Origin of the sequence: Thauera chlorobenzoica (genome assembly GCF_001922305.1) — a bacterium.
GTDB lineage: Bacteria > Pseudomonadota > Gammaproteobacteria > Burkholderiales > Rhodocyclaceae > Thauera > Thauera chlorobenzoica.
In genome coordinates, this window is record NZ_CP018839.1 from 1,391,622 (window position 1) to 1,407,748 (window position 16,127).

Annotated in this window: 17 protein-coding genes; 11 read left to right on the plus strand and 6 right to left on the minus strand. The window is 69.6% G+C overall.

What is annotated here, in order from left to right; translation table 11 throughout:
• The first annotated feature begins 18 nt into the window (after nucleotides 1-18).
• Together Tchl_RS06600 and Tchl_RS06605 are read left to right on the plus strand one after the other, a co-directional pair.
• On the plus strand, nucleotides 19-918 hold the full coding sequence (locus Tchl_RS06600; protein ID WP_075147694.1) for an LOG family protein: 900 nt from the start codon (nucleotides 19-21) through the stop codon (nucleotides 916-918).
• A gap of 43 nt (nucleotides 919-961) precedes the next feature.
• Nucleotides 962-1,615: an esterase/lipase family protein gene (locus Tchl_RS06605; protein ID WP_075147695.1), complete on the plus strand. Its 654-nt coding sequence runs from the start codon at nucleotides 962-964 to the stop codon at nucleotides 1,613-1,615.
• A 28-nt stretch (nucleotides 1,616-1,643) separates the two neighbouring features.
• On the opposite strand, the gene Tchl_RS06610 is transcribed toward Tchl_RS06605, so the two are convergent.
• Nucleotides 1,644-2,081, minus strand: coding sequence for a YchJ family protein (locus Tchl_RS06610; RefSeq protein ID WP_075147696.1), 438 nt, complete (start codon nucleotides 2,079-2,081; stop codon nucleotides 1,644-1,646).
• Between the two features lie 192 nt (nucleotides 2,082-2,273).
• Here Tchl_RS06610 and Tchl_RS06615 point away from each other — a divergent pair, with 192 nt between their 5' ends.
• Both Tchl_RS06615 and Tchl_RS06620 read left to right on the plus strand, forming a co-directional pair.
• Nucleotides 2,274-3,224: an MBL fold metallo-hydrolase gene (locus Tchl_RS06615; protein ID WP_232311678.1), complete on the plus strand. Its 951-nt coding sequence runs from the start codon at nucleotides 2,274-2,276 to the stop codon at nucleotides 3,222-3,224.
• Nucleotides 3,225-3,299: 75 nt separating this feature from the next.
• A complete protein-coding gene (locus tag Tchl_RS06620; RefSeq protein ID WP_075147698.1) occupies nucleotides 3,300-4,253 on the plus strand; it encodes a GlxA family transcriptional regulator in 954 nt (317 codons plus the stop codon).
• 10 nt (nucleotides 4,254-4,263) lie between these two features.
• Here the strand turns inward: Tchl_RS06620 and Tchl_RS06625 are convergent, their stop codons facing one another.
• Entirely contained in the window at nucleotides 4,264-4,647 is a 384-nt protein-coding gene (locus Tchl_RS06625; protein ID WP_075147699.1) for a type II toxin-antitoxin system VapC family toxin, read from the minus strand.
• Entirely contained in the window at nucleotides 4,644-4,916 is a 273-nt protein-coding gene (locus Tchl_RS06630) for a type II toxin-antitoxin system Phd/YefM family antitoxin (RefSeq protein ID WP_075147700.1), read from the minus strand. Before Tchl_RS06630 ends, Tchl_RS06625 begins: the two co-directional genes overlap by 4 nt.
• Nucleotides 4,917-5,046: 130 nt before the next feature.
• On the opposite strand from Tchl_RS06630, the gene Tchl_RS06635 reads away from it, so the two are divergent.
• From Tchl_RS06635 to Tchl_RS17940, 6 genes are all read left to right on the plus strand, one after another.
• Complete coding sequence (locus Tchl_RS06635) at nucleotides 5,047-5,943, plus strand: ketopantoate reductase family protein (RefSeq protein ID WP_075147701.1); 897 nt, start codon at nucleotides 5,047-5,049, stop codon at nucleotides 5,941-5,943.
• A gap of 111 nt (nucleotides 5,944-6,054) precedes the next feature.
• Nucleotides 6,055-6,645 (plus strand): RNA polymerase sigma factor, encoded by a 591-nt coding sequence (locus Tchl_RS06640; protein WP_075147702.1) that lies wholly within the window; start codon nucleotides 6,055-6,057, stop codon nucleotides 6,643-6,645.
• Complete coding sequence (locus Tchl_RS06645; RefSeq protein ID WP_075147703.1) at nucleotides 6,632-7,483, plus strand: FecR family protein; 852 nt, start codon at nucleotides 6,632-6,634, stop codon at nucleotides 7,481-7,483. The genes Tchl_RS06640 and Tchl_RS06645 overlap by 14 nt, the downstream gene beginning before the upstream one ends.
• A gap of 99 nt (nucleotides 7,484-7,582) precedes the next feature.
• Nucleotides 7,583-10,006 carry a TonB-dependent receptor gene (locus Tchl_RS06650; RefSeq protein ID WP_198158996.1) on the plus strand — a complete coding sequence of 808 codons (2,424 nt, stop codon included), beginning with the start codon at nucleotides 7,583-7,585 and terminating at the stop codon, nucleotides 10,004-10,006.
• Nucleotides 10,006-11,136, plus strand: coding sequence for a PepSY-associated TM helix domain-containing protein (locus Tchl_RS06655; RefSeq protein WP_075147704.1), 1,131 nt, complete (start codon nucleotides 10,006-10,008; stop codon nucleotides 11,134-11,136). Before Tchl_RS06650 ends, Tchl_RS06655 begins: the two co-directional genes overlap by 1 nt.
• Nucleotides 11,133-11,285, plus strand: a complete 153-nt coding sequence (locus tag Tchl_RS17940; RefSeq protein WP_198158997.1) for a hypothetical protein — start codon at nucleotides 11,133-11,135, stop codon at nucleotides 11,283-11,285. Before Tchl_RS06655 ends, Tchl_RS17940 begins: the two co-directional genes overlap by 4 nt.
• A gap of 65 nt (nucleotides 11,286-11,350) precedes the next feature.
• Here the strand turns inward: Tchl_RS17940 and Tchl_RS06660 are convergent, their stop codons facing one another.
• From Tchl_RS06660 to cysK, 3 genes are read right to left on the minus strand one after another with little or no spacing between them, the layout of a single operon-like run.
• Complete coding sequence (locus Tchl_RS06660) at nucleotides 11,351-12,028, minus strand: DUF2238 domain-containing protein (RefSeq protein WP_075147705.1); 678 nt, start codon at nucleotides 12,026-12,028, stop codon at nucleotides 11,351-11,353.
• Complete coding sequence (locus tag Tchl_RS06665) at nucleotides 12,025-12,405, minus strand: DUF488 domain-containing protein (protein ID WP_075147706.1); 381 nt, start codon at nucleotides 12,403-12,405, stop codon at nucleotides 12,025-12,027. Before Tchl_RS06665 ends, Tchl_RS06660 begins: the two co-directional genes overlap by 4 nt.
• Before the next feature lie 21 nt (nucleotides 12,406-12,426).
• Nucleotides 12,427-13,404: a cysteine synthase A gene (cysK, locus tag Tchl_RS06670; protein WP_075147707.1), complete on the minus strand. Its 978-nt coding sequence runs from the start codon at nucleotides 13,402-13,404 to the stop codon at nucleotides 12,427-12,429.
• Between the two features lie 203 nt (nucleotides 13,405-13,607).
• Between cysK and Tchl_RS06675 the strand changes: the two genes are divergently transcribed.
• On the plus strand, nucleotides 13,608-16,127 hold the full coding sequence (locus Tchl_RS06675) for a patatin-like protein (protein ID WP_075147708.1): 2,520 nt from the start codon (nucleotides 13,608-13,610) through the stop codon (nucleotides 16,125-16,127).

Sequence of the window (16,127 nt, forward strand, 5' to 3'; positions counted from 1 at the left end):
AACCGAGAGCCTTTGTCGATGAGTGAAAAACCCCACCTCCGCGCCCGCAACTTCCCCTCCGCCGAAGACGAGGCGCGCGCGGTCCAGCCCCACGGCCGCTACGACGGCCCGGGCAGCGCCTTTCGCATGGCGTTTACCGACACCGAGTTCCTGCTGCGCGAGGAGCTGCGTCCGGTGCGCCTCCAGCTCGAACTGCTGAAGGCCGAGCTGATCCAGCAGGAGCAGGGGGTGGAGTCGAGCGTGGTGGTGTTCGGCAGCGCCCGCTTCAAGGCTCCCGAGGTCGCCGCCGCGCTGCTCGCGGACGCGGTCGCGAGCGGCGACGAGGAGGCCATCCGCCGCGCCCGGCAGATGGTGAGCAATGCGCGCTGGTACGAGGAGGCGCGCCGCTTCGGCGAGCTGGTGACGCGCGAGTCCGAGGCCCTCGGCGAGCCGGTGATCGTCGCCACCGGCGGCGGGCCGGGGATCATGGAAGCGGGCAACCGCGGCGCCTTCGAGGCCGGCGGGCGGAGCATGGGAATGAGCATCTTCCTGCCCTTCGAGGAGGCGCCCAACCCCTACATCACCCCCGAGCTGTGCTTCCAGTTCCACTACTTCGCCATCCGCAAGATGCACTTCCTGATGCGCGCGGTGGCGCTGGTGAGCTTTCCCGGCGGCTTCGGCACCCTCGACGAGCTGTTCGAGGTGCTGACCCTGACCCAGACGCGCAAGATCCGCCGCCGTCCGATCGTGCTCATCGGGCGCGATTTCTGGCAGCGCCTGATCGACTTCGAGGTCCTCATCGAGCACGGCGTGATCAGCGCCCAGGACGTCGAGCTGTTCCACTACGCCGAAACCGCGGAGGAAGCCTGGGCGGTGATCAAGGCCGCCTACAGCGGCGACAACCCGGCGCTGGTGGCGCGTCAGATGAAAGGCAACTGAGGACAGGCCACCGAGTGCCGCGCGCCGGACCGGAGGAGGGCCGATGACGACGCCGGGCGACATCGTGCTGGTGCATGGGCTGTGGATGCACGGCTGGGTGTTCGCGTTGCAGCGCCGGCGTCTGCAGCAGCGGGGCTGGCGCACCCATGCGTTTTCCTATCGCTCGGTGCGCGGGACGCTGGACGGGGCGGCCGACGCGCTGGCCGAGTTCGTCGCCGCGATGGGGGACGGGCCGGTGTACCTGCTCGGCCACAGCCTGGGCGGCCTGGTCGTGCTCGACATGCTCGCCCGCCGGCGCCCGCCGCAGGTGGCGCGCGCGGTGCTGCTCGGCGCGCCCTGCCAGGGTTCGCACAGCGCGGCGGTGCTGCTGCGCCTGCCGCTGTTGCGCGGGCTGGTCGGGCGCGGGCTGGCGCAGTGGCTGGCGCGTCCCCTGCCGCAGGTGGATGGCGCGGTCGACATCGGCACGATCGCCGGCAACCGCCCGCTCGGCAGCGGACGCCTGCTGCCCGGCCTGCCGAGGCCGAACGACGGCATGGTCGCGGTCAGCGAGACGCACTGGCCGGGCGCGCGCGACCACATCGTGCTCAAGGTCACCCACAGCCAGATGCTGGTGTCGCGGGCCTGCCTCGAGCAGGCGCAGCATTTCTTGCTGACGGGGGCTTTCAACCACCGCGCGGCGGGGGCCCCGCTGGTCTAACCTGCGTTGCTCGACCCCGCGATCGGCTTCACCGCCTCCGCGTCTGCGCGCCGCTCGGCGGCGCTTCGTGGAGCACGCCGTCCACGTAATACCAGCGCTCGCCGTCGCACACGAAGCGGCTTGTTTCGTGCAGCCGGTGCGCGCGTCCGCCGACCTTGTAGCGCGCCACGAACTCGACCGTCGCCGCGTCCGCGCCGCTCGTCTCGTGACCCCGCAGCTCGAGGCCCAGCCACCGCGGCGTGTCCCCGGCGTCGAGTTCCAGGCGGGCCGGCCGCGTCGTCGCGTGCCAGGTGGCGAGCAGATACGCTTCGTTGCCGAGCACGTAAGCGGTATAGCGCGACCGCATCAGCGCCGCGGCGTCGGGCACCGCCTCGCCGGCGTGGTAGCGGCCGCAGCAGTCGGCCAGCGGGCGGCCGCTGGCGCAGGGACAGTTTGTTGCGGCGGGGGAGGGGGAGCGTTTTTTCACGTTGGGCAAGTCCTGGGACGGGGGGAGCGTTGACGCCAGAATTGCGCGGGAACCCGGTGCCGTCAATAAAGCTGGCCCGATCCTGTCGTTATTTGTCCTGCGGGCCGGTTTTCCCCGGCTCCGCTTGCCGGGAGAATCTGCTCTCGAAGCCGGACCCGGTATCCGGGCCGGATGCCCCGCCGCTTCCGCCATATGAATCCCGTCCTCGCGCTCTGTGCGGGGCCGCGTCAAAGGACTGCCATGAAGCTTCTCACCCTTTTCCGCAACCTCGCTGCCGTTGCCGGCGTTCTCTCGCTGGCGGCGTGCACCGGCGCACCCACCCGGAACGCCGCCGATACGACAGCCGCTACCCCGACTTCGGCGGTCAAGTTCCAGCAGATCCGTAACGCCACGATCAAGGTGGACTACGCGGGGACGACCTTCCTGATCGACCCGATGCTGGCGAAGAAGGGGGCCTATCCCGGCTTTGAGGGAACGTACAACAGCCATCTGCGCAATCCCCTGGTCGAGTTGCCGATGCCGGTCGGCGAAGTGATGCGAGCCGACGCGGTGATCCTGACTCACCTGCATCCGGATCACTGGGACGAGGCCGCGAAGCGCAACTTGCCCAAGGACATCCCGATCTTCACGCAGAACGAGGCGGACGCCCAGGCGGTCCGCAAGGACGGCTTCGAGGACGTGCATGTGCTCAGCGAAAACACCGTCTTCGAAGGCACCCGCCTGAGCAGGACATCGGGCCAGCACGGAAGCGATGCGATGATGCAAAGCCCGCTCGGCGAGATACTCGGCACGGTATCCGGCGTCGTTTTCCAGCGCCCGGGCCACAAGACCGTCTATGTTGCGGGCGACACGGTCTGGAACAATCACGTCGAAGAGGCCATTCGTGGCTACCGGCCGGACGTCATCGTGCTCAACGCGGGCGATGCCCGGGTGCTCGGTTTCGACGGCTCGATCATCATGGGCAAGGAGGACGTATACCGTGCCAGTCAATTTGCGCCCCGGGCAATCCTGATTGCCAGTCACATGGAGGCGGTCAACCACGGCATGCTGACGCGCAGGGAATTGCGCGACTACATTGCCGAAAAGCAGATCAACCCGCAGCGCGTTCGCGTCCCTGAGGATGGGGCGTCCTACGTCTTCTGACCATCCGCCGGGGCGGGGCGATTTTCGGGTGCCCCGCGCGGGGCACCCGGCGCCTACCTTCGAAGGACCGAGCGCATGACGATCCCTGCGGTAGCCGTCGTGGCCTATCCCGGCTTCAGCCCATTTCATCTGTCCGTGCCGTGCATCATTTTCGGCGATGTTCTGCCAGGGCAGGCCCTGTTCCGGCTGGAGATCTGTGCCGCCGAGCCTGGCCCGATCCGGTCCGTCCATGGGCTAAGTCTTAGTCCCGCGGCCGGCGTCGAGGGTTTGGCCGCGGCCGACATCGTGATTGTGCCGGGCTGGGACGATCCCGCTCTGGCGCCCCCTCCTGAACTGGCTGAAGCGTTGAGGGCCGCGCATGCACGAGGCGCGCAGGTGGTCGGTCTGTGCCTGGGCACTTACGTCCTGGCGTACGCGGGTCTCCTTGACGGACGCCGCGCCTCCACTCACTGGGAGTTCGAGCAGGACTTTCTTCTGCGCTTTCCGCAGGTGCGGCTGGACACCAACGCGCTCTACGTCGACGAGGACCGCCTGATCACGTCCGCCGGCACCGCAGCCGGTGTGGACTGCTGCCTTTACCTGGTTCGCCAACATTACGGCAGCGTCATCGCCAACAAGATCGCCCGACGCATGGTGGTGCCGACCTATCGCGAAGGCGGTCAAGCACAGTTCATCGAAAAGCCCGTGCCTGCCAGCACCCAGGATATCCGCATCAACGAACAGTTGGACTTCCTGCGGCAGAACCTGAGCGTCAGTCACTCGCTCGACACCTTGGCGGCACGGGCGAACATGAGTCGCCGCAGCTTCACCCGTTACTTCCAGAGGGCGACGGGGATGTCGGTGGGGGAGTGGGTGCTGACCGAGCGCCTGCGACGCACGCAGGAGTTGCTGGAGGTCGGCACCCAACCCATCGAAACGATTGCCGAACAGGTCGGCTTTGGCACTGCCGCGTCCTTGCGGCAGCACTTCAAGCACGCATTCGGTGTAACCCCGGTCGAGTGGCGAAAGAGCTTCAGGACCGCGGAGTGACGGCCTCTGTTCAGATGACTCGGACCGTGCTTCCGTAACGCCCGAGCCTGCCGTCCACCGTGAGGAGAATGAGTGGCTCACTCATCGACTGGGCAACCAGCAAGCGATCGAAGGGATCGCGATGGTCGTCGCCGGCCGGCAAGGTGGAAAGCTCGAGGATGTGGGCGTTCCGGATCGGCAGCCAAGTGAAGCCCATTGCTTCGACCTGTGCGGCGAAAGTGGACAAATCGATGCGGACCTTGCCCAGGCCCGCCTTGATCGTCAGTTCCCACAGCGACACGCTGCTGACGAAGACTTCGTCGGCAGATTCCACCACGCCGCGGACTTCCTCGGTGATGCGTGGGTCGCCGGTCTGCCACCAGAAGGCGAAATGCGTGTCGAGCAGCAGCCTCACCGGGCGGTTCCCGGGATGCCGGTTTCGCCTTCCGGTTCTTGCAGGCAGGAAAACAGCTCATCGACCGGCGCATCGAAATCGTCGGCCATCCGCCAGTCACGGCCTTTCATGCTCCCCGGTGAAGCAAGCCTGCGGCGCACCGGACGATAGGCGGTCAGCGTGGCAACGGGGCGGCCGGCACGCGCAATGACGACTTCCTCGCCACGCTCGATCGATTCGAGCAAGCGCGACAGATGGGTCTTGGCTTCATGGATGTTGACGACCTGCATGCTTGACTCCGGCTGGAGTGGACTAAGGCTTAGTCTAGCTCAGTCGGATCCCGATGTGCACCGCAGGCGTGGTGCCGATATGCTTCGGGCGCAGACGGATCGAATGTACGGATTGGTGGAGGCGGAGGATATGAAGATTGCAGTGATGGGCGCCGGCGCGGTCGGCTGCTTCTATGGTGGGATGCTGGCGCGTGCCGGCCACGAGGTGGTGCTGATCGGGCGCGCCCAGCATGTCGAGGCGCTGCGGCGCGACGGTCTGTTGATGGAGATGGCCGCCTTCACCGGACACGTGCCGGTCGGCGCGAGTACCGCGGCCGAGGCGGTGCGCGGCGCGCGCCTGGTGCTGGTGTGCGTGAAGTCGACCGACACCGAGGCGGCCGCGGCGCAGATCGCGCCGCATCTGGCGCCGGAGGCGATCGTGCTGAGCCTGCAGAACGGCGTCGACAACGCCGCCCGGCTGCAGGCGCGGCTCGGCCGTGAGGTCGGGCCGGCGGTGGTGTATGTCGCGACCGAGATGGCCGGGCCCGGCCACATGCGCCACCATGGCCGCGGCGAGCTGGTGATCGGCCCGCTGGCCGGCGCCGCCGAGCTGGTCGCGCTGTTCGGCGGCGCCGGCGTGCCGGTCGAGGTCTCGGACAACGTCGCCGGTGCGCTGTGGGCGAAGCTGATCCTCAACTGCGCCTACAACGCGCTCTCCGCGATCACCCAGCTGCCCTACGGGCGGCTGGTGCAGGGCGAGGGCATCAAGGACGTAATGCGCGACGCGGTGGCCGAGTGCCTGGCGGTGGCACAGGGCGACGGCGTGTGCGTGCCGGGCGAGATGTGGGCGGCGGTCGAGGCGATCGCGCACACGATGCCGACGCAGACTTCATCCACCGCGCAGGACCTCGCACGCGGCAAGCCGAGCGAGATCGACCACCTCAACGGCTACGTGGTTCGCCGCGGCGCGGCGCTGGAGGTGGCGACGCCGGTCAACCGCACGCTGCATGCGCTGGTGAAGCTGCTCGAGGGGGGTGCGGCAATCTGAATTGCATGGGCTGAGGCAGCGAGGGCATCGCCCCGCGTTTGCACATAGCAATAGTAATAATTATCATTCGTTGGAGATTCGACCGCCCCGACCTGCACTGGACCCACCGCCTTGCCTCTCGCCGCCACTTCTTCGCAATGCCCCGCGGCCGGGGCCGGAGTCCGCACGCTGCTGGCTGCCATTACCCGCCACTACGACGAACTGGTCGCCCACGTGCGCCAGCACATCGGCCGGCGTGGCGGCGATCGCAGTGAGGCGCACGATGTGGTGCACGACGTCTGTGTCGAACTGATCGAAACGCCGCCGCGCGGAGAGATCCGCGTGCCGCTCGCTTTCCTGCGCGAGGTCGCCTCGCGGCGGGCGATCGATCGCTACCGCGTCGACCGCGGCCGCCGCGCGTGGGTGGAGTCGGCGGCGGAGCTGCCGGAGGTGGCCGACGACACCCCCTACGGCCGCGATCCGGCCCTGCTGTGCGCGAGCCGGGAGTATCTGCGTGTGCTGGTGTGCGCGATCGAAAACCTGCCGCCGAGCTGCCGCGACGTCTTCGTGATGCACAAGATCCACGAATTTCGCCAGGCCGAGGTGGCCGCGCACCTGGGGATTTCGCTCAAGACCGTCGAGAAGCACCTGCGCATCGGCATGGCGCGCTGCCGCCAGGCGCTCGACGAGGCCTTCGCCGACACGCTCGATGCCGCCGCCTGAGCGTTCGCGCACGCCCGAGCGCGCATTCGAGCAGGCCCTGGCCGAGGAGCGCGAGGCGCTCAAGGCGCGCTTTCCGTTGCCGCCACCGCGTCCCACCGCCAATCGGCGCGGCACGCCCAGCCCCAAGACGACCGCCGCGGCGATCGTGCTGGTGCTGCTCGGCGGCGTGCTGTGGCTTGATCCGGCCTATCGCAGCGAGCACCACGCCAGCACGGTCGGCGAGCGGCGCGTGGTCGTGCTGGCCGACGGCAGCCGCATCACGCTGGATACCGACACCGCGCTCGATGTGTCCTGGCATCTGCGCAGCCGCCGCAGCACGCTCGAACGAGGGCGCGCATCGTTCGACGTCGCGCCGTCCGTCGTGCGCCCCTTCGAGGTCGCGGCCGGCGCGCTCAACGTGCGCGTGCTGGGCACGGTGTTCGACGTGCGCCGCGATGCACGCTCGGCCAGCGTCACGGTGCTCGAAGGCCGGGTACTCGCCGGCACGGCCACCAGCGTGGCGACGCCGCTCACGCCCGGCCAGCGTCTGACCGCCGTTACCGGCCAGGCGCCTGCCGCCGAACACGTCGATCCGCGCACGGCCGCGGCCTGGCAGGCCGGCCGGCTGGTGTTCGAGCGCACGCCGCTGCGCGAAGCGCTCGCCGAGCTCGCGCGTTATCGCAGCGCGCCGCTGCGCCTGGCCGACGAAGCGTTGGGCACGCTGGCGGTCTCGGGCGTGTTCGATGCCGCCAACACCGACCAGCTGCTCGAGCTGCTGCCGCGCATCCTGCCGGTGCGCGTGGTCCACGCCACGGACGGGGCGATCACGATCCACGCTGCCGCACCGGTCGGGCGCTGAAACCGCGAGCCGGGCACAATTTTTTTCGCCCGGCGGGTAGGGTTTGCACCCCACCGCTTCGACAGGGTTCCTGAAGCCCTCTTTGTTCAAGGAACCCACGTGCCCCGACTCCAAGCCCGCGCCGCCTTCGGCGCCCGCCTTTCCGCCCTCGCCGCCGGCGTCCTGTTTGCCTGCGCCGTTCACGCCCAATCGGCGACGATGCGCTTCGACCAGCCAGCCGAGCCGCTCGAACGTGCCGTCAACGAGGTCGCCCGCCGTGCCGGCATCCAGGTGTTCTTCGCCTCCGGTGTCACCGAAAGCCGAATCGCCCCCGCGCTGCAGGGCGAATTCACCGCACGCGAGGCGCTCGAGCGCCTGCTCGCCGGTAGCGGCCTGCGCCTGCGCGCGCAGGACGAGCGCACCTACACGATCGAGGCGGGCGCGACCGGCGAAGTGCCGGCCCGGCTCGGTGCAGTCGTCGTCAGTGCCAGCGCCGACGCCTCGGCCGGCGGCCTGCCGCCCGCTTATGCCGGCCACCAGGTCGCGCGCGGCGGGCGGGTCGGTATCCTCGGCAACCAGGACATCATGGACACGCCGTTCACCAGCACCGCCTACACAGCGGAGCTGATGCAGGACCAGCAGGCGCGCAGTGTCTCGGACGTGGTGCAGAACGACCCGTCGGTGCGGGTGGCGCGCGGCTTCGGCAACTTCCAGGAGCTGTACGTGATCCGCGGCTTCCCGGTGTTTTCCGACGACGTCGCCTACAACGGCCTGTACGGCCTGCTGCCGCGCCAGTATGTGGCCGCCGAGTTCCTCGAGCGGGTCGAGGTGTTCCGCGGCGCCAATACCTTCCTGAACGGTGCTGCGCCCGGCGGCAGCGGCGTCGGCGGGGCGATCAACCTGCTGCCCAAGCGTGCGCCCAACGAAGCCCTGACCCGGCTCACGATCGGCGCCGAGCATGGCGGCCACGCCCATGTGGCGGCCGACCTCGGGCGCCGCTTCGGCACCGACGGGCAGTTCGGCGTGCGCGTGAACGCCGCCCGGCGCGACGGCGAGACTGCCGTGGACGACGAAAAGCGCCGCCTCGACATGTTCGCCGTCGGCCTCGACCAGCGCGGCGAGCACTTTCGCCTGTCCGCCGATGTCGGCTACCAGGACCACGACATCGACGCGCCGCGCCCGAGCGTCACACCGAGGGGCGGCATCCCGGACGCACCCGACGCCAACGACAACTTCGCCCAGCCGTGGACCTTCTCGCGCGAGCGCCAGGCGTTCGGCACCTTCCGCGGCGAGCTCGACCTCGGCGAAACGACGACCGCCTGGCTGGCGGCCGGGGTGCGCGAAGGCGCCGAGAAGAACCGCCTCGCCAACCCGCGCTCGGACGCGGCCGGCGTGACCTCGTCCTACCGCTTCGACAACGTCCGCGACGAGGACGTCGCCACCGGCGAGGCCGGCATCCGCGGCGCCCTGCAGACCGGCGCGGTATCCCACCAGTGGGTGGTCTCGGCCAGCGCCTTCCGTCTGAAGGCACGCAACGCCTACGCCTTCTCGAGCTTCGCCGGCTTCGCCGGCAACCTCCACGATCCGGTCGATGTCGCGATGCCCGCGGCCGACTTCTTCACCGGTGGCAGCCTCGATTCGCCGCACGTCACCGAACGCACCCGCAACTCCAGCGTCGCCGTGGCCGACACCCTGGGTTTCGCCGACGAGCGCGTGCTGCTCACCCTGGGTGTGCGCAACCAGACCATCGAAGCGCGCACCTACGACTACAACACCGGTGCGCGCGCCTCGGCCTACCGCGAACGCGCCAACACGCCGATCGCCGGCGTCGTGTTCAAGGCCAGTCCGCGCACCTCGCTGTACGCCAACTACATCGAGGCCCTGGTCAAGGGCGATGTCGCGCCCGCCACCTTTGGCGGCCAGCCGGTGCTCAACGCCGGCGCGGCGCTCGACCCGTATGTCTCCAAGCAGACCGAGGTCGGCGTGAAGTACGACGGCGGTCACATCGGCGGCAGCCTGTCGCTGTTCACCACCCGCCGGCCGTTCAGCGTGGTCGACAACGGCGTCTTCGGCGACGGCGGCCAGCAGCGCAACCGCGGCCTGGAGCTGACCGTGTTCGGCGAGGCGGCGCGCGGCCTGCGCCTGCTCGGCGGCGCGACCTTCCTCGACGCCCGCCAGACCGACACCCAGGGCGGGGCCACCGACGGCAAGCGCGCCATCGGCGTACCGCGCGCCCAACTCAACGTCGGCGCCGAATGGGACGTTCCCGGCATGCCCGGCCTGGTCCTGACCGGCCGCGCGGTGCACACCAGCAGCCAGTACGCGAACGCCGCCAATACGCTGGAAGTGCCCTCCTGGACGCGTCTGGACGTCGGCGCGCGCTACATCACCGAGGTGGGCGGCGAGGTCGTCACGCTGCGCGCGCGCATCGACAACCTCGCCGACCGCGACTACTGGGCGTCGGTGGGCGGCTATCCGAACGCCAACTACCTGGTGCTGGGCGCACCGCGCACCGTGACCATCAGCGCCTCGATCGATTTCTGATGAGCGCACTCGCCCTGCGCCGCTGGGGCTGGATCCACAAGTGGACCAGCCTCGTGTGCACCGTGTTCATGCTGCTGCTGTGCCTGACCGGCCTGCCGCTGATCTTCTCGCACGAGATCGACCATCTCGCCGGCGACGAGATCGAGGCCCCGGCGATGCCGCCCGGCACGCCGCGCGCCGTCCTCGACCGTGTCGCGCAGGCCGCGGTCGAGGCCCATCCCGGGCGGGTGCCGCTGTACTTCTTCGCCGAAGAGGACGCCCCCGACCTGTGGTACGTCAAGCTCGACACCCGGGTGGACACCGACGAGACGGCTTCGCGCCTGGTCCTGGTGGACGCCCGCAGCGCCGGGCTCCTCGGCGAGCCGCGCTTCGGCGAGGGCTTCATGAGCGTGATGTACCGCCTGCATGTCGACCTGTATGCCGGCCTGGCGGGCAAGCTCTTCCTCGGCTTCATGGGGCTGCTGCTGGTGCTGTCGATCGTGTCCGGCACGGTGCTCTACGCGCCGCTCATGCGCCGGCTCGACTTCGGCACCGTGCGCCGCGAGCGCGCACCGCGCACGCGCTGGCTGGACCTGCACAACCTGCTCGGCATCGTCACGCTGGTGTGGGCGCTGGTGGTGGGCTTCACCGGCGTCGTCAACACCTGGGCCGACCTGATCTTCAAGGCCTGGCAGGCCGAGCAGGTGGCGGCGCTGCAGGCGGGCGACACGCGCGTGCTGCTCGCCCCGAATGCCGCGGACGCCCCGGCCGCCGACGGCAGCCTGCAGCGCGCCACCGAGCGGGTGCTCACCGCCTCGCCGGGCATGGAGGTGGCGATGATCGCCTGGCCCGGCACGCTGCGCGCGACACCGGAGCACTTCGCCGTGATGCTGCGCGGCGACACCCCGCTGACCTCGCGCCTGACCCGCGCCCTGCTCGTCGACGCGGATGATGGCACGGTGCTCGAGGCCAGCGCCCGACCGTGGTACGTGACCGTGTTCCAGCTCTCCGAGCCGCTGCACTTCGGCGACTACGGCGGCCTGCCGCTGAAGCTGCTGTGGGCGCTGCTCGATCTGATCACCATCGTTGTGCTCGGCAGCGGGCTGTACCTGTGGCTCAAGCGCAGCGCTGCGCAAGGAGGAGGCGCATGATGCGCATCTGGGGATGGCCGCTGGTCATTGCGCTGCTGAGCGCCGTCGGCCTGATTGCCGGCCTTGTCGCCGACGGCGCCGGCGACGTGCTGAGTTGGGCCGGGCTGGGCGTTCCGGTCCTCGTCGTGCTGCGTTGCGGTCTGCGCTGAAGGGCCGCCGCTGGGCAGCAACGAACGGACGTGCCGAAAACGGCGCCTGCCGTGCAGGGGGGGTGTCAGGAATGCGGGTCCGGCCGGTCAGCGCGCTCACCGCCGGCCGGTAGCCGGTAGCGCTCGCCGAGCTGGCGGTCGTGGCGGCGTGCGAGCAGCGCGAGCGCGGCGCCGGCGCCGATCAGGGCCCAGAACATGTCGGCCTGGGTGTCCCAGGGGTCGCCCTGGGTGCCGAGGAAGTCGACCGCGCCGCCGCCGAGGACGAGTGCCGCCCACCATTCGATCAGCTCGTAGACGGCGCTCACCGCGAGGGCGACGCAGATGCACAGGAATGCAGCCATCGCGCCGCGCCGGACGAAGGCGCCGCGCAGCAGGATCTCGCGCGCCACCATCGCCGGCACCAGGCCCTGCATGAAGTGGCCGATCTTGTCGTAGGGATTGCGTGCCAGCGCCAGCGCGTCCTGCAGCCAGAAGCCGAGCGGCACGCGGGCGTAGGTGTAGGTGCCGCCGTAGATCAGCACCAGGGCGTGAAGCGCGATCAGCAGGTAGAGCAGCGGCGTCAGCGGGAAGCGCTCGCGGGTGGCATACAGGATGGGCGCGGCGATCAGCACCGGCGCGACTTCGAGGAACCAGGTGGCACGGTCGTGGGGGGCGATGCCCGAGGCGATCAGGGCGGCGCCCACCACCAGCGCCAGTCCGCACTGCAGGCGGAGAAGGGCGGGCTCGTGGCTGCTGGCGCTCATGGCGCCGCGGCGGTGTCGTCGTCTGCGGCTTCGAGCCAGGCGCGCAGCGCGACCGCGTTGTTGTGCTCGGGGTCGCGGGCGGCGTAGAGCAGGGTCAGGACCGGGTGGCGGGCGCGCAGTTCGTGCAGTTGGGCCAGCGCTGGCGCCGGCCCTTCACCTTCGAGCTCGGCGGCGTAGCGACGGCGGAATTCGTCCCAGCGCGCCGGATCGTGCCCGAACCACTGGCGCAGCGCGGTCGATGGGGCGAGCTCGCGCAGCCACAGGTCGACCGCCGCGCGCGCTTTCGTCAGCCCGCGCGGCCACAGCCGGTCCACCAGCACCCGACAGCCGTCGCCGGGGGCGGCGGCGTCATGGATGCGCTTGACCAGGATCGGCATGCGCCGGCCCGTGCCGCGAGCTCAGATCGCCAGCCCGCTGGTGTCGAACAGGCCTTCGAACAGGATCGAGCTGAGGTAGCGCTCGCCCGAGTCGGGCAGGATCACGACGATGATCTTGCCGGCGTTTTCCGGCAGACGGGCCAGCCGTGCTGCGGCGGCGACCGCGGCGCCGCAGGAGATGCCCGACAGGATGCCTTCCTCGCGGGCCAGGCGCAGGGCGTATTCCACCGCTTCCTCGTTGCTCACCTGCTCGACGCCGTCGACCAGCGACAGATCGAGCACCTTGGGCACGAAGCCCGCGCCCAGCCCCTGGATCTTGTGCGGTCCGGGCTTGAGCGGCTCGCCGGCGAGGGTCTGGCTCAGCACCGGGCTGGCTGCCGGCTCCACCGCGATCGAGCGGATCGCCTTGTCGCGCGTGCGCTTGATGTAGCGCGACACGCCGGTGATGGTGCCGCCGGTGCCGACGCCCGATACCAGGATGTCGATCGCGCCGTCGGTGTCGTTCCAGATTTCGGGGCCGGTGGTGGTTTCGTGGATCGCCGGGTTGGCCGGGTTCTCGAACTGCTGCAGCAGCACGTAGCGTCCGGGGTCGGAAGCGACGATCTCCTGCGCCTTCGCGATCGCGCCGTTCATGCCCTTGGCGCCTTCGGTCAGTACCAGCTTGGCGCCGAAGGCGACCAGCAGCTTGCGCCGTTCGATGCTCATCGTCTCGGGCATGGTCAGGGTCAGCGGGATGCCCTTCGCCGCGCAGACGAAGGCGAGCGCGATGCCGGTGTTGCCGCTGGTGGGTTCGACGACTTCCTTGCCGGGGCCGAGCAGGCCGCGGGCTTCGGCGTCCTGCACCATGGCGGCACCGATGCGGCATTTGACCGAATAGGCCGGGTTGCGGCCTTCGATCTTGGCCAGCACGGTCGCCTGGGCGCCGTCGAGGATGCGGTTCAGGCGCACCAGCGGGGTGCGGCCGATGGATTGCGCGTTATCGGGGTACCAGGTGGACATGCGGGCTTCCTTGTGATGTTGTTGGCGGAGGTTCTCGAAGTATAGGCAAACACGGAGCCGGCGGCGGCAGGAGTTTGCCGCTGGCGGTCCGGCGCCGGGAAGAGGGGTGGGAAGAAAGGGGGGCGGGAAGAGGGCGCTTGACGCCGCGCGGAGCGGATGCGAGCTTAAGCGTGTTCCCCGGTGGACGTGGAGGCGGACCGACGATGAAGGAAAAGGAACTCCGTCTGGCGCTGGTGCTGTTCGGCGGGGTGTCGCTCGCGATCTACCAGCACGGCATCAACCGCGAGGTGCTCAACCTCGCGCGTGCGTCGAAGGCCTACCACGACACCGACAGCCTCGCCGCCAAACAGGCAGCGACGCATGTGTTCGCCCGCGCCCGCGACCGTACCGGGCGTGGCGCCGGAGACGAGACCGACGCCCTGAGTGCGGAAGTGTACTTCGACCTCCTCAAGCGTCTCGGGCGGGTGGTCGATCTGCGCGTGCTGGTCGACGTCGTCTCGGGCTCGTCGGCGGGTGCGGTCAACGGCATCGCGCTGGCGCGAGCCCTGGCCCATGATCTCAGCCTGGAAACATTGACCACGCTGTGGCTGGAAGAAGCCGACATGCAGCGCCTGATTGCCCCCGAAGCGCGCGCCAAGGCCTGGAACAAGTGGTATTTCCGCCCCCTGCTGCGGCCGATGCTGTCGTGGCTGCGCCGCGAAGGCATGCTGCCCGCCACCGCCGACCACGAGATGGCCGAGCGCGTGCTGAGCTTCGTGCGTTCGCGCTGGTTCAACCCGCCGCTCGACGGCACCCGGCTGAGCGCGGTGCTGCTCGATGGCCTGCTGGCGATGGAAGAAATGCCCGGCGGGGCGCCGCGCTCGCTGCTGCCGTCGGGCACTCAGTTGTCGCTGGCGGTGACGGTCACCGACTACCACGGCATCGACAGGACGATCTTCACCCACGACCCGCCGATGCTGCGCGAGCGTGAGCACCGCCACGTCCTGCAGTTCTCCTGCGAACACCGCAAGAGCGGCGTGATCGAGAGCGACTTCGGCCTTGACAACGCGCCTTCGCTCGCTTTTGCCGCACGCGCCTCGGCGTCCTATCCCGGCGCCTTTCCGCCCGCGCGGATGGCGGAGATGGATGCCCTGCTGGCCGCGCGCGGAATGGCGTGGCCGACGCGCGAACGCTTTCTCGAGCGCAACTTCGGCCATTACCGCGAGCAGGGCATGAACCCGGAAGAGCTGGTGCTGCTCGACGGCAGCGTGCTCGACAACAAGCCGATCATGGCGGCGGCACGCCACATCCGGCTGCACCGGGCGTTCCGCGAAGTGGACCGGCGGCTGATCTTCATCGATCCGCACGCCGACCCGCAGTACGGGCGCGAGACCGAGCGTGAAGCCGGGGCCGGGGCCGTGCCGGGGTGGTTCGAGACCTTGCGCGGTGCGCTGTCGGACCTGCCCCGGCAGCAGCCGGTGCACAGCGAACTGGCCGAGATCAGCCGCTACAACCGCCAGATCCGCCGTCTCAAGGCGACGATCGCGGAAACCCGCCCGCAGGTCGAGGCGCTGGTCGAGCAGGCTACCGCCGGTGCGCTCGGCGGGCACTACACGCTCGACGAGCTGCGCCACTGGCGGCTCACTTCGACCAACCTGCTGGCCACTTCCACGCTCGTCTACAACGCGTGGTGGCGGGCGCTGGTGCTGGAGGCGCTCGATTTCGTCGCCGGCTTGCTGCGCAAGCTGTGCGGCTATTCCCAGGAATCGCCGGCGGCGCGCTGGCTGCAGCTGGTGGTGGAGGAATGGGCAGCGTGCAACGGCGTGCTGTGCACCGAGTACCGCATCCCCGACGAAGTGTACGGGAACGCCGACATGCCGCGCTTCGCACGCATGGTCATCCGCTTCGGCATCGAGTACAAGCGGCGGCGGATCAACTTCGTGCTCCACGAGCTCAACGCCCTGTACCAGTACCTGCCGCTCGACACCTTCTGCGCCACCGACCCGGGTACGCTCGACGAAGTGAAGGCGGAAATCCACGAATGCCTAGACGGGCTGGCGATTTACGACGGCAGCGATTTCATCGACGAGGTGACCGCCACCGCGGCGCGCGCGCTGCTCCACCCCGGAGCGCCGGACGCGGGCGAGCTCGTCGACGGCGTAGTGCAGGATTTCGTGCTCCAGCATGGTCAGACGCTCGGCGCCCTGATCGAGCGCCTCGGCGACGAGTGCGGGATCGCCGAATCGAACGCCAACATGGACGCGGCCCTGGCCTCGCCGCGGGTGCAGCGCATCGACGCCAGCTGCCGGCGCCGGCTGCTCACCGCCTACCTCGGCTACTTCTACTGGGACGTGATCCTGCGCCCCGCGCTCGGGGCGCTCGCGCTCGGCACCGGGCCGCTCGAAGAGGTGCTAATCGACCGCATCAGCCCCGAGGATGCGACCACCCTGGCCGCTGTCGGGCGGGGGCAGGCGGTGCTGTTCGGCACCTCGTTCGGCAACTTCGGCGGCTTCCTCAGCCGCAAGGCGCGCGAAAACGACTACCTGTGGGGGCGGTTGCACGCGGCCGACCGCCTCATCGACATCGTCGCCGGCGCCCTCCCGGGCAACGGCGGGCTCGGCGAGGGCGAACTGCGGGCGTTCAAGAAGCGGGCGTTCGAGGCGATCCTGGCCGAGGAAACGCTGCGGCTGCAGGGTGTCCCCGAGCTGATTGCCCGGGTGACGGCCGCGGTGGCGGCGCTGTGA

What these genes read in the sequence shown, in the direction of transcription:
- Tchl_RS06600 (WP_075147694.1), top strand. Translation starts at nt 19, where the DNA reads ATGAGTGAAAAACCCCACCTCCGCGCCCGCAACTTCCCCTCCGCCGAA.
- Tchl_RS06605 (WP_075147695.1), top strand. Translation starts at nt 962, where the DNA reads ATGACGACGCCGGGCGACATCGTGCTGGTGCATGGGCTGTGGATGCAC.
- Tchl_RS06615 (WP_232311678.1), top strand. Translation starts at nt 2,274, where the DNA reads ATGAATCCCGTCCTCGCGCTCTGTGCGGGGCCGCGTCAAAGGACTGCC.
- Tchl_RS06620 (WP_075147698.1), top strand. Translation starts at nt 3,300, where the DNA reads ATGACGATCCCTGCGGTAGCCGTCGTGGCCTATCCCGGCTTCAGCCCA.
- Tchl_RS06630 (WP_075147700.1), bottom strand. Translation starts at nt 4,916, where the DNA reads ATGCAGGTCGTCAACATCCATGAAGCCAAGACCCATCTGTCGCGCTTG.
- Tchl_RS06635 (WP_075147701.1), top strand. Translation starts at nt 5,047, where the DNA reads ATGAAGATTGCAGTGATGGGCGCCGGCGCGGTCGGCTGCTTCTATGGT.
- Tchl_RS06645 (WP_075147703.1), top strand. Translation starts at nt 6,632, where the DNA reads ATGCCGCCGCCTGAGCGTTCGCGCACGCCCGAGCGCGCATTCGAGCAG.
- Tchl_RS06655 (WP_075147704.1), top strand. Translation starts at nt 10,006, where the DNA reads ATGAGCGCACTCGCCCTGCGCCGCTGGGGCTGGATCCACAAGTGGACC.
- Tchl_RS17940 (WP_198158997.1), top strand. Translation starts at nt 11,133, where the DNA reads ATGATGCGCATCTGGGGATGGCCGCTGGTCATTGCGCTGCTGAGCGCC.
- Tchl_RS06660 (WP_075147705.1), bottom strand. Translation starts at nt 12,028, where the DNA reads ATGAGCGCCAGCAGCCACGAGCCCGCCCTTCTCCGCCTGCAGTGCGGA.
- Tchl_RS06665 (WP_075147706.1), bottom strand. Translation starts at nt 12,405, where the DNA reads ATGCCGATCCTGGTCAAGCGCATCCATGACGCCGCCGCCCCCGGCGAC.
- cysK (WP_075147707.1), bottom strand. Translation starts at nt 13,404, where the DNA reads ATGTCCACCTGGTACCCCGATAACGCGCAATCCATCGGCCGCACCCCG.
- Tchl_RS06675 (WP_075147708.1), top strand. Translation starts at nt 13,608, where the DNA reads ATGAAGGAAAAGGAACTCCGTCTGGCGCTGGTGCTGTTCGGCGGGGTG.